The organism is Stenotrophomonas genospecies 5, assembly GCF_054473825.1.
Window position 1 is genome coordinate 381,374 of sequence record NZ_JBTMUW010000002.1, and the last position, 10,483, is coordinate 391,856.

Sequence of the window (10,483 nt, forward strand, 5' to 3'; positions counted from 1 at the left end):
CGCATGACCGCGACGACACTGCCGGAATCAGCACAAAGGTTGCGGAACGGGCCCGACAGCCGTCGCCGTGCCGGTCAGCCGTTCAGTCCCAGGCGGATGCCGAAGCCGACCAGGAACACCCCGGCCACGCGTCGCAGCGCGTCGCTGACGCGCGGATGCTGGATCAACCGGCGCCGCGCCAGGTTGCCGACCCAGATCAACAGCGAGCAGTAGGCGATGCTGACCACGAAGATGATCCCCGCCAGCGCGACGAAGGTGGCGATGCCCTGGTGCGCCCTGGGGTCGATGAACAGCGGCAGGAAGGCCATGTAGAACAGGATCGCCTTCGGATTGAGCAGGCTGACCAGGATCGCCTGCTGGAAGTAGCGGCCCGGCTGCATGCGGATCGGGCCGGCATCGCCGCCCTCCTGCCTGGGCGTGCGCAGCAGGCTGATGCCCACCCACACCAGATAGGCCGCGCCCAGGTACTGCACGGCGTGAAAGACCAGCGGGTTGGCCTTCAGCAGGGCCGCCACGCCGGCCAGGGCCAGCCACATCAGGATCTGGTCGCCGACCAGCAGGCCGGCCAGTGCGGTGTAACCACCGCGCACCCCGCCCCGGCCGGTGGCGGTCAACAGGGTGAACGTGCCAGGCCCGGGCAGGGCGAGGAACACCAGCACGGCGACCAGAAATGTCCACAGGTCCTGGATGCCCATCCACGGCATGGCGGTGTTCTCTCGCTACGGGGAGCCGGTATTGTCGGCCAGTGCCGCGCGCTGCGACAGGGGGCCGCCGCCGCCCTCGGGCATGCCCGACAGCAGCGGTTGCAGGTGCTGGCGCAGTTGCGCATGCAGCTGCCGCACCGCGGGCGAGAACTGCTTGCGGTGCGGGCAGACCAGCTGCAGTGGGATGTGGCTGCCCACACCGCCAAGCAGCAGCTGCAGGCGCCCGGCGAGCACGTCCTCGCGCAGGTCCAGCCAGGACTTGTAGGTGATGCCCTCACCGGCCACCGCCCAGCGCCGCACCACATCGGCGTCGTCGCACACCAGCGGGCCCTGTACCGGGATCACCACGCGACGGCCGTCGACCTCGAAGGCCCAGCGGTCGTAGGCGCGACCACCGAGCTGGTAGGCCAGGCAGTCGTGCTCGCGCAGATCCTCCAGACGCTGCGGCGTGCCGCGCCGCTGCAGGTAGCCGGGCGACGCCGCCAGCACGCGCCGGTTGCCTTCCAGCAGGGGCAGGGCGACATAGCTGGCATCATCGAAATGCCCGATGCGGATCGCCACATCGACCGGATCGCGGAATACATCAGCCACTTCGTCGGACAGGCGCAGATGCAGCCGCAGTCGCGGATGCATCGCACGGAACCGGGTCAGCCACGGCAGCAGCAGGTTGCGTCCGAAGTCCGACGGGGCAGAGAGCCGCAGCGTGCCATGCAGCTCGGCATCCTCGCCCTGCACCCGGGCCTGGCCTTCGCGCAGGGTCGCCAGCACCTCCTGCGCGTAAGGCAGGTACAGCGCGCCTTCGGCGGTCAGCCGCAGGCTGCGGGTGGTGCGCACGAACAGGCGCAGGTCCAGTTCGCGCTCGAGCCGGGCCACGGCGGCGGCGACCTGACCGGGCAGCAGGTCGGCCTCGCGCGCGGCCTGCGAGAAGCTGCCCAGTGCGGCGGTACGGACGAACAGCTGCAGGTCGTCGAAGCGGATCATTTTCATTGCAGGAGTGAAAGTCCTGCCCGATTGTGCGCCTTTCCGGCGGACCGTGCGCGGCGCACGCTGTGGCCTCCTTTCCCACTGGACCGCTGCCATGCGCGCCATTGCCTATTCCCATGCCGGCCTGCCGATCGACGATGCACAGGCCCTGATCGATATCGACCTGCCGCTTCCGCAGCCGGGCCCGCGCGACCTCCGGGTGGCGGTGCGCGCGGTGGCGGTGAACCCGGTCGACACCAAGGTCCGCCGCAACATGGCCACCGATGGCCCGCGCGTGCTCGGCTGGGATGCCGTCGGCATCGTCGATGCGGTGGGCGGTGAGGTGACCTTGTTCCAGCCGGGCGATGCGGTCTACTACGCAGGCGTGATCGACCGGTCCGGCAGCAATGCCGAGTACCAGCTGGTGGACGAGCGCAGCGTGGGCCGCAAGCCGGCCAGCCTCGATGATGCGGCCGCCGCAGCCCTGCCGCTGACGGCGATCACGGCCTGGGAGCTGCTGTTTGATCGCCTGCGCATCGCCGAGGGCGCAGGCGAGGGCCAGACCCTGCTGGTGATCGGCGCGGCCGGTGGCGTCGGCTCGATCCTGGTGCAGCTTGCGCGTCGCCTGACCCGCTTGACCGTGATCGGCACCGCCTCGCGCCCGGAGACGCAGGACTGGGTGTACGCGATGGGCGCGCACCATGTGATCGACCACAGCCAGCCACTGGCCGAAGGGCTGGCACGGCTGGGCATCGCGCAGGTGGAGCATGTCGCCAGCCTGACCCACACCGACCAGCATTTCGCGCAGATCGTGGAGGTGCTGGCGCCACAGGGCCAGTTGGGGCTGATCGACGATCCTGGCCAGCTGGATGTGATGGCCCTCAAGCGCAAGGCGCTGTCGCTGCATTGGGAATCGATGTTCACCCGCCCGCTGTACCGGACGCCGGACATGCAGCAGCAGCACGTGCTGTTGAACCGCGTCGCGGACCTGGTCGATGCCGGCGTGCTGCAGACCACGCTGGGCGAGCATTTCGGCCGCATTGAAGCGGCGAGCCTGCGCCGCGCGCATGCCGTGCTGGAGAGTCACCGCGCCAAGGGCAAGATCGTTCTCGAGGGCTGGTAGAGGCCTGTCTGCCTCCTGCAGAGCAAAGCATGACCCGGCCCTGCAGGAGGCCTCGCGGTACGTACCGCTGCCTCAGGGGTCACCGTTGTCGACGTGTTCGGCGAACCCGGGTCGCGACCGCAGGCGGTCAAACCAGGCGTCAACGCAGGGCAGCGCGGGCCTGGCGCCGGGGGTGCTGCGCCAGCGCTGGGTGGACAGGCCTAGCACGATGTCAGCCAGGGTGAAGTGGTCGCCGGTGACATACGCTCCCGTGCCGGCCAGCTGGGCATCCAGCAGACCCATGAGCTCATTCCAGCGGGCCAGGCCGGCCTCGGCCCGGTCGTCGTCGGGATAGTCAGGATGCTGCCGCACGCGTGCCATGAACACGTGGCGCCAGGCGGTGTTGAGGTCGGTCGCCTGCCAGTCCATCCATTGCTCGACCTTCGCACGCGCCTGCGCATCTGCCGGCAGCAGGTCAGCGCGTCCGGCGCGGGAGGCCAGGTAACGGCAGATGCTGTTCGATTCCCACAGCACGAAGCCGCCGTCGCGCAGCACCGGCACCTGCTGGTTCGGATTCAGCCCGGCCAGCCGCCGTGCCGACGGTGCCGGATCGTGCTCGATGGCCAGCCTGAGCTCGGCGCACAGCCACAGCACCTTGCGTACGTTGATCGACGTGGGCTTTCCGAACAGCGCGAGCATGACCGGGGCGGGACGCAGCAGTTGAGACTGGCCCAGCCTACACTGGTGCCATGCAAACCGAATCCCTGCTCATCGCCGGCCTCCTGTTGGTCGTACTCATCCTGCAGCTGGTCGCCCTGCTGCGCCGCCCACCGCATGATCGGCTGGAGCAGGCCGTACGCGAGGAGGCGCGGACGGGCCGCAGTGAACTGCGCGAACAGTTGGATGGCTTTGCCCGGGCGCTGACCGACCTGTCGACCCGCACCGACCAGCGCCTGGACCTGCTGCGCGAGGCGCTGGGCGAGGATGCACGCAAGGCACGCGCCGAAGCCGCCGACAGCCAGCAGCGCAGCGGCGCCCTGCTGGCGCAGCGGCTGCAGGAACTGCGAGGCCAGCTGGAGAGCTTCGGCCAGCAGCAGGAGGCGCGCATTCATGCCTTCGGCCAGCAGCTGCAGGAACTCACCGGCCGCACCGATGCCCAGCTCGGCGCGCTGCGCCAGACCCTGGTGGACGATGCACGCAAGGGCCGCGAGGAGGGGGCGCTGTCCCAGCAGCGTCTGACCGATAGCCTGGGCCTGCGGCTGCAGGAGCTGACCCAGCGCAATGAACAGCGCATCGCCGAGATGCGCGCCACTCTGGAAGAACAGCTGCGCGCGCTGCAGAACGACAACGCCCAGAAGCTGGAGCAGATGCGCCACACCGTCGATGAGAAGCTGCAGTCGACGCTGGAAACACGACTGGGCCAGTCGTTCACCCTGGTCTCCGAACGCCTGGAGCAGGTGCAGCGCGGGCTGGGCGAGATGCAGCAGCTGGCCACCGGCGTCGGCGACCTCAAGCGCGTGCTGACCAACGTCAAGAACCGCGGCAGCTGGGGCGAAGTGCAGCTGGAGAACATTCTCGAGCAGACCCTGACCCAGGAGCAGTACGCGCGGGGCGTCAAGGTCCGTCCAGACAGTGGCGAGATGGTCGACATCGCCGTGCGCCTGCCGGGCCGCAGGAACGACGACACGCCGGTATGGCTGCCGATCGACTCCAAGTTCCCGCGTGAGGACTATGAGCGCCTGCTCGATGCGCAGGAGCAGGGCGATGCCGAGGGCGTGCGCCTGCAGGGCATCCAGCTTGAGCGCGCGGTGCGGGTGCAGGCCAAGTCGATCTGCGAGAAGTACATCGTGCCGCCGCACACCACGGATTTCGCAGTGATGTTCCTGCCTACCGAGGGCCTGTATGCCGAAGTGATCCGGCGTCCGGGCCTGGTCGACGGCCTGCAGCGCGATCACCGCGTGGTCGTGGCCGGGCCGACCACGGTCACCGCTCTGCTCAACAGCCTGCAGATGGGTTTCCGCACGCTGGCCATCGAGCAGCGGTCCAGCGAGGTGTGGAGCCTGCTGGGGGCGGTGAAGAGCGAATTCGGCAAGTTCGCCGGCATCCTCGAGAAGGCCGAGAAGCAGATCAGCACCGTGGGCCGCAGCATCGGCGACGCCAGCCGCAAGACGCGCACCATCGAGCGCAGGCTGCGCGGAGTGGAATCGCTGGCCACCGATCAGGCGCAATCGCTGCTCGGCGACCTGGGCGAAGGGGATGCGGAAGGCAGCGGCGAGGATGATGGAAGTGAAGGCGGGACCGACGCCCGCTGAGCGACGCAGACACCCTGCCGACGGGGGCGATGCGTATGCTGGCGGCCTGTCCATCACCAACAGGTACCGCCATGCGTTTCCACCTTGCCGCCAGTGCGGCCCTGGCCGCAGTGCTTGCTGCATGCAGCAGTACACCGCCTGCCACGCAGGCCGGTGATGCCCAGCCAGACCCAGAGGCCACGCAGGCCTACCAGGATGCGCGGGATGTGGACTGCCAGGCCGCCGGCGGCACCCTGCAGCCGCTGGGACGCCTGCAGCGCCTGCAGTGCGTGATTCCATACGCCGACGCAGGAAAGACCTGCAGCAGCAAGCGTGACTGCACCGGCCAATGCCTGGCCAGCGACGGCATCGCCGCCGGCACGGCAGCCACCGGCACCTGCCAGCGTGACGTCAGCCAGAACTTCGGCTGTCGTCAGCGCATCGACGACGGCAAGGCACAGGGCACGCTCTGCGTGGATTGAGGCGTTCCGGCGCAGCCACGTGGCGCTATGCTGATGGGCCATTCCCCGCTGTTGCCGGAGCACCCCGCGTGAGCACCCCGATCCAGGACATTCCCCTCACCACCATCGACGGCCAGCCGTCCAGTCTTGCCGATTACCAGGGCAAGGTGCTGCTGCTGGTCAACGTCGCCTCCAAGTGCGGCCTGACCCCGCAGTACGAGGGCCTGCAGGCGCTGTATGCGCAGAAGCAGGCACAGGGGCTGGAAGTGCTCGGTTTCCCGGCCAACAATTTCCTTGGCCAGGAGCCGGGCAGCGAGGCGGAGATCCAGCAGTTCTGCCAGCTGACCTACGATGTCACATTCCCGATGTTCGCCAAGATCAGCGTGGCCGGCGATGACACGCACCCGCTCTACCAGCAGCTGATCGCCGCGCAGCCGCAGGCCATCGGCGAAGGCCCGCTGCGCGAGCGACTGTCCAGCAAGGAGATTCCGATCCACCCGGCGCCGGCGGTGTTGTGGAACTTCGAGAAGTTCCTGGTGGGCCGCGACGGCGCGGTCATCGCCCGCTTCGCGCCGGATGTGGCCGCCGATGATGCGCGTCTGCGCGAGGCCGTCGACGCCGCACTGGGCGCCTGATCGCCCGCCATGAAAAACCCCGCCGAGGCGGGGTTTTTTCATGGGGTGCCGGCAGGACTCAGTTGCCCCACTGCGGCATCGGCATCGCATCGATCGGGATCGGCGAGTTGGGATCGTCCTGGCCGCGGTTGCGCTTGCCACGCAGATCGTTCTCGATCTGGTAGTTGCGACGCTGCAGCCACGCATCGCGGACCAGCGCGTACTCGTCCACCGCCGAACTGCGCAGATCGTCCACCGCCAGCAGCTGCGCGCGGCTGTCGACCAGCTGCAGGCCCTGCAGGCCGATGCGGACCTTGTCCTCTTCGATGTTGCGGATCGGCGAGAGCGGCATGTCGCCGGCCAGGCCGAACACATCACGCACGGTGCGGGGACCGAAGAACGGCAGCTCGACGTAGCGCGAGCGACGCCAGCCCCATGCACCCAGCGTCTGGCCGAAGTCTTCCTTGCGGTTGGCGACCATCGCCTTGCTGGCCGGATCGAACAGGCCACCGATACCCAGCGTCGAGTTCATCAGGAAGCGACCCAGCGTGTCCCAGGCATCATCCGGACGGCCCTGCAGCAGCTGGTTGACGATCGTCACCGGCGAGCGCAGGTTGCTGAAGAAGTTGCTCACACCGGTGCGGGCAAAGCGTGGCACCACGTGGGTGTAAGCCGTCGCCAGCGGTCGCGCGACGGCATTGTCGACCGCCACGTTGAACCGGTGCACCTTGCGGTTGAACGGTTCCCACGGGTCGTAGGCCACCGCGTTGCCAGCCGCACCGTCGGCGCCGTACAGCGCGTCGAAATCATCGTCGCCGCCGGGCTGCGCAGCGGCAGCCGAGGCACTGGTTCCAGCAGACGCGTCCGTGGCCGGAGGCGTATTGGCCGTGGCCGTTTCGCCGCTGGCCACGGGGGTGGGCTCCGCTGCCGGTGCGGGGGCATCGGTGGCGGTATCGGTGGCGGCGGTCGGGCTGGCCGGAACCAGCGTATCGGCAACCGGCGCATCGCTGCGCGCGGGCTTGCCGGCACAGGCGCTGAGCGCGGCGGCCAGGACGATCAGGGGGAGAGCGCGTACGACGTTCATGTCAGCTCGCAGCAGAAGTAGCGTTGAAATCCAGGTCGGGCGACAGCCGGTAGGCTGCGCTCAGTTCGTTGTAGCCGGCGGGCATGCCGGAGATCACCAGGGGGTGGCCGGCCTTGCGCGCGCGCGCGGCCAGTTCGGCCAGCAGGGCCAGGCCGGCGCTGTCCACGCGCTCGACCTCGCCCAGTTCCAGCCGTGCCAGCTGCGCCGGCAACGCCTGCAGCTGCGGCCACAGCGCAATGACAGCGGCACGATCCAGCGCCCCGCGCAGGCGCAGGGTGCCGCCTTCCAGCAGTGCCAGCGCGTTACTTGCCATTGCCGGCCGGTCCGGCCTGGATGCTGCCGCTGTGCAGTTCGTTGGCCACCTGTCGGATGCCCTTCTGGCGCAGGGGACTGTCGAACTGGTTGCGGAAGGTCTGCACGTAGGAGATGCCCTCGATGTTGACGTCGAAGATCTTCCACTGGCCGTTCACGTTGCGCATCCAGTACTCGACGGGCGTCGGTTCGTTGCCCGCACGCACCAGCTCGGTGCTCACGCGCACGCCGCGGTTGCCGGGCAGCGGGCTTTCACCCTTCAGGCGGAAGCTCGGCCTGCCCTGGATGTTCAGCAGGGCCGAACCGTAGCGCTGCATCAGGCTGTCGGCCATCGCATCGGCGAACAGCTTGATGTCCGCATCCGACGCGCCGCGTGCATGCGTGCCCAGCACCAGGCGCGCCGCGTAGTCGCGGTCGAAGGTGCGGTTCAGTTCGCTGTCGATGTAGGAGCGCAGGCTGGACGGATTGCTGCTGAACTCGCTCTTGCGCTGCTGCAGGGTGGACAGGATGCGGCTGCTGGCATCGATCACCACTTTGCCGGCCTGGGCCTGCGGAGCGGCGGCAGCGGGGGCCGCGGCCTGCGCCTGGGCGAGCAACGGGGTCGCCAGCAGCAGCGAGGACGCGAGCAGGGCCGGGATCAGTTTCATCTTCATGGTTGCGGTTCCTTTGCAGGCGCCTGTGCGCCATCGTTGGGCTTCGGGTCTGCGCCGCCGCCGGCGCCGCCACTGAACATGTACTTGCCGACCAGCTGGATCAGGTCCACTGCCGGCTGGGTGAAGACGATCTCCTCACCGGGCTTGAGCACTTCCGGATCACCACCGGGCTGAAGACCGATATAGCTCTCGCCCAGCAAACCACTGGTGAAGATGCCGGCCGAGGTATCCGCCGGCAGGTCCTTGACCTTGCTGTCCATGCGCAGGGTCACGATGGATTCGAACTTGACCGGGTCCAGGTCGATCGCGGCAACCTGGCCGACGGTAACGCCGCCGATCTTGACCGGCGCCTGCTTGCGCAGCTGGCCGACCTGGGAGAAGCGCGCCTTCAGCTCGTAGCCGTCACCGCCCCAGCTCCAGCGCTGGTTGGTGGAAGCCACGGCCAGCACCAGCAGCGACGCCAGGGCCAGCAGCAGGAATGCGCCGACGGAGAATTCGAGTCTGGGACCGCGGATGGCCATGGGGAGTACCTGATCGAGTCGTTGTGGCCGCGCGCACCGCGCACCGCCGATGGAAGGGTTAGGTGAACAGCATTGCCGACAGCACGAAGTTGAACATCAGCACCAGCAGGGAGGCATTGACCACCGCACGGGTGGTGGCCACCGAAGTGCCTTCGATGGTCGGCTCGGCGTGGAAACCGACATAGGCGGCGACCAGGGCTGCAGTGCCGCCGAAGATCGCCGACTTCAGCATCGCCACGCCGAAATCGTCCCAGAAGTCGACACTGTTGCGCAGCGCCGACCAGAACACGCCATTGTCCAGGCCGAGCACGTGGACCGCTTCGAAGTAGCTGGCGCTGATCGCCAGCGAACAGAAGATGCCGGTCAGCAGCGGCACGGTCAGCACGGCTGCCCAGAAGCGCGGCGCCACGGCCTTGGCCACCGGGTCGATCGCCATCAGCTCCAGTGCCTTGATCTGGTCGGTGGCGCGCATCAGGCCCAGTTCGGCGGCGATCGAGCTGCCGGCACGGCCGATGAACAGCAGCGCGGTCAGCACCGGGGCCAGTTCACGGTAGAGCGACAAGCCGAGCAGGGTCGACAGGGCATCGGCCGCGCCGAAGGTGGTCAGCGTGCGGTAGCCCTGCAGGGTCAACACCAGACCGACGAAGGCGCCGCCGACAGCGATGATCGGCAGCGAGCGCGCGCCGATCTTGTAGATCTCGCGGGTCAGTTCGCTCAGGAAATCACGGGTCGGCAGCGAACCGCGCAGCACGGTCAGCGAGAACAGGCCGGCGCGGCCCAGCGAGCGGGTGGCTTGGATGAAGGGCATCAGGCGACCCTCGCGCGCGGCTCGGCGTCGAACGGGATGGGGCCATCGGGCTGGCCGTGCAGGAACTGACGCAGCAACGGGTCCTGGCTGGACTGCAGCGCGTCGGGCGTGCCCTGGAAGACGATGCCGCCGTTGGCGATGGCGATCACCTGGTCGCAGATCGGCAGCGTCTCGTGCACGTGGTGGCTGACGATGATGCTGGTCAGTCCCAGGCTGTGGTTGAGACGCTGGATCAGGCTCATGATCACTCCGGACGCGATCGGGTCCAGCCCGGTCAGCGGCTCGTCATAGATCATCAGCGGCGGATCCAGCGCCAGCGCACGGGCCAGCGCCACGCGGCGCGCCATGCCGCCGGACAGCTCGCGCGGCCAGGCGTCGGCCGCGGCCAGCAATCCCACCGCATGCAGCTTCATCTGCACCAGCCGGCGCAGCACCGCCGCCGGCAGGAGGGTGTGGGTGCGCAGCGGCAGGGCGACGTTCTCGGCCACGGTGAGGTCGGTCAGCAGGCCATTGCCCTGCAGCAGGACGCCGACGCTCTTGCGCATCTCCAGCAGCTCGGCGCTGCGGTGCGGGATCGGCTTGCCGAACAGGGTGATATCGCCGGCCGCCGGGCGCAGTTCGCCGGTCAGCGCGGCCAGCAGGGTCGACTTGCCGCTGCCGGAAGGACCGAGCACGGCGGTGATGCTGCCCTTCGGCACCTGCAGGGAAACGTCGCGCAGGATCGTGCGTCCGCTCCGGTCGATGCGGACGTTGGACAACTGCACCAGACTGGAGGTGGAAGCCGACATGGGCACCATTAACATTTTTTCGACATCGAAGGATCGGGTCAGCCGGCTGAACATAAGCAGACTGGACGGTGCAGTATTGTGGCACGGCAGGGCCCCGGGCAGGTCGGGACAATCGCCGGGCGACCCGGAACAATCCGTGCCGGTGACAGGTTTGACCATTGAATACTGCCAGCCGTGCTGCA

The 10,483-nt window shown here is 68.4% G+C and carries 13 protein-coding genes; 4 read left to right on the plus strand and 9 right to left on the minus strand.

Going from position 1 to position 10,483, the window contains the following annotated elements; all coding sequences use genetic code 11:
* Window positions 1-74: 74 nt before the first annotated feature.
* Both leuE and ACX9OW_RS16885 read right to left on the minus strand, forming a co-directional pair.
* Entirely contained in the window at window positions 75-704 is a 630-nt protein-coding gene (leuE, locus tag ACX9OW_RS16880; protein ID WP_053517234.1) for a leucine efflux protein LeuE, read from the minus strand.
* Window positions 705-719: 15 nt separating this feature from the next.
* Window positions 720-1,691 (minus strand): LysR family transcriptional regulator, encoded by a 972-nt coding sequence (locus ACX9OW_RS16885; protein WP_053517236.1) that lies wholly within the window; start codon window positions 1,689-1,691, stop codon window positions 720-722.
* Between the two features lie 91 nt (window positions 1,692-1,782).
* On the opposite strand from ACX9OW_RS16885, the gene ACX9OW_RS16890 reads away from it, so the two are divergent.
* On the plus strand, window positions 1,783-2,790 hold the full coding sequence (locus ACX9OW_RS16890) for a zinc-binding alcohol dehydrogenase family protein (RefSeq protein WP_111187102.1): 1,008 nt from the start codon (window positions 1,783-1,785) through the stop codon (window positions 2,788-2,790).
* 72 nt (window positions 2,791-2,862) lie between these two features.
* Here the strand turns inward: ACX9OW_RS16890 and ACX9OW_RS16895 are convergent, their stop codons facing one another.
* Window positions 2,863-3,468, minus strand: coding sequence for a glutathione S-transferase family protein (locus ACX9OW_RS16895; protein ID WP_283219173.1), 606 nt, complete (start codon window positions 3,466-3,468; stop codon window positions 2,863-2,865).
* Between the two features lie 50 nt (window positions 3,469-3,518).
* Here ACX9OW_RS16895 and ACX9OW_RS16900 point away from each other — a divergent pair, with 50 nt between their 5' ends.
* The 3 genes from ACX9OW_RS16900 (at window position 3,519) to ACX9OW_RS16910 (ending at window position 6,156) form a co-directional block, all read left to right on the plus strand.
* Window positions 3,519-5,081 carry a DNA recombination protein RmuC gene (locus tag ACX9OW_RS16900; protein ID WP_459062595.1) on the plus strand — a complete coding sequence of 521 codons (1,563 nt, stop codon included), beginning with the start codon at window positions 3,519-3,521 and terminating at the stop codon, window positions 5,079-5,081.
* Window positions 5,082-5,152: 71 nt separating this feature from the next.
* Window positions 5,153-5,542: a hypothetical protein gene (locus tag ACX9OW_RS16905; protein WP_459062596.1), complete on the plus strand. Its 390-nt coding sequence runs from the start codon at window positions 5,153-5,155 to the stop codon at window positions 5,540-5,542.
* Between the two features lie 68 nt (window positions 5,543-5,610).
* Window positions 5,611-6,156 (plus strand): glutathione peroxidase, encoded by a 546-nt coding sequence (locus tag ACX9OW_RS16910; RefSeq protein ID WP_065174060.1) that lies wholly within the window; start codon window positions 5,611-5,613, stop codon window positions 6,154-6,156.
* A 58-nt stretch (window positions 6,157-6,214) separates the two neighbouring features.
* Here the strand turns inward: ACX9OW_RS16910 and ACX9OW_RS16915 are convergent, their stop codons facing one another.
* From ACX9OW_RS16915 to ACX9OW_RS16940, 6 genes are read right to left on the minus strand one after another with little or no spacing between them, the layout of a single operon-like run.
* A complete protein-coding gene (locus ACX9OW_RS16915; protein WP_065174059.1) occupies window positions 6,215-7,219 on the minus strand; it encodes an MlaA family lipoprotein in 1,005 nt (334 codons plus the stop codon).
* 1 nt (window position 7,220) lies between these two features.
* A complete protein-coding gene (locus ACX9OW_RS16920) occupies window positions 7,221-7,532 on the minus strand; it encodes an STAS domain-containing protein (protein WP_053517244.1) in 312 nt (103 codons plus the stop codon).
* Window positions 7,522-8,184, minus strand: coding sequence for an MlaC/ttg2D family ABC transporter substrate-binding protein (locus ACX9OW_RS16925; RefSeq protein ID WP_053517245.1), 663 nt, complete (start codon window positions 8,182-8,184; stop codon window positions 7,522-7,524). The genes ACX9OW_RS16920 and ACX9OW_RS16925 overlap by 11 nt, the downstream gene beginning before the upstream one ends.
* Window positions 8,181-8,705 (minus strand): outer membrane lipid asymmetry maintenance protein MlaD, encoded by a 525-nt coding sequence (mlaD, locus tag ACX9OW_RS16930; RefSeq protein ID WP_053517247.1) that lies wholly within the window; start codon window positions 8,703-8,705, stop codon window positions 8,181-8,183. The genes ACX9OW_RS16925 and mlaD overlap by 4 nt, the downstream gene beginning before the upstream one ends.
* Before the next feature lie 58 nt (window positions 8,706-8,763).
* On the minus strand, window positions 8,764-9,513 hold the full coding sequence (locus tag ACX9OW_RS16935; RefSeq protein ID WP_053517248.1) for an MlaE family lipid ABC transporter permease subunit: 750 nt from the start codon (window positions 9,511-9,513) through the stop codon (window positions 8,764-8,766).
* A complete protein-coding gene (locus tag ACX9OW_RS16940) occupies window positions 9,513-10,301 on the minus strand; it encodes an ABC transporter ATP-binding protein (RefSeq protein ID WP_459062597.1) in 789 nt (262 codons plus the stop codon). The genes ACX9OW_RS16935 and ACX9OW_RS16940 overlap by 1 nt, the downstream gene beginning before the upstream one ends.
* Window positions 10,302-10,483: the final 182 nt, after the last annotated feature.

Coding starts and splice junctions, on each gene's coding strand:
- ACX9OW_RS16935 (WP_053517248.1), bottom strand. CDS start 9,513: ATGCCCTTCATCCAAGCCACCCGCTCGCTGGGCCGCGCCGGCCTGTTC.
- ACX9OW_RS16915 (WP_065174059.1), bottom strand. CDS start 7,219: ATGAACGTCGTACGCGCTCTCCCCCTGATCGTCCTGGCCGCCGCGCTC.
- mlaD (WP_053517247.1), bottom strand. CDS start 8,705: ATGGCCATCCGCGGTCCCAGACTCGAATTCTCCGTCGGCGCATTCCTG.
- ACX9OW_RS16905 (WP_459062596.1), top strand. CDS start 5,153: ATGCGTTTCCACCTTGCCGCCAGTGCGGCCCTGGCCGCAGTGCTTGCT.
- ACX9OW_RS16925 (WP_053517245.1), bottom strand. CDS start 8,184: ATGAAGATGAAACTGATCCCGGCCCTGCTCGCGTCCTCGCTGCTGCTG.
- ACX9OW_RS16940 (WP_459062597.1), bottom strand. CDS start 10,301: ATGTCGGCTTCCACCTCCAGTCTGGTGCAGTTGTCCAACGTCCGCATC.
- ACX9OW_RS16890 (WP_111187102.1), top strand. CDS start 1,783: ATGCGCGCCATTGCCTATTCCCATGCCGGCCTGCCGATCGACGATGCA.
- ACX9OW_RS16895 (WP_283219173.1), bottom strand. CDS start 3,468: ATGCTCGCGCTGTTCGGAAAGCCCACGTCGATCAACGTACGCAAGGTG.
- ACX9OW_RS16920 (WP_053517244.1), bottom strand. CDS start 7,532: ATGGCAAGTAACGCGCTGGCACTGCTGGAAGGCGGCACCCTGCGCCTG.
- leuE (WP_053517234.1), bottom strand. CDS start 704: ATGCCGTGGATGGGCATCCAGGACCTGTGGACATTTCTGGTCGCCGTG.
- ACX9OW_RS16900 (WP_459062595.1), top strand. CDS start 3,519: ATGCAAACCGAATCCCTGCTCATCGCCGGCCTCCTGTTGGTCGTACTC.
- ACX9OW_RS16885 (WP_053517236.1), bottom strand. CDS start 1,691: ATGAAAATGATCCGCTTCGACGACCTGCAGCTGTTCGTCCGTACCGCC.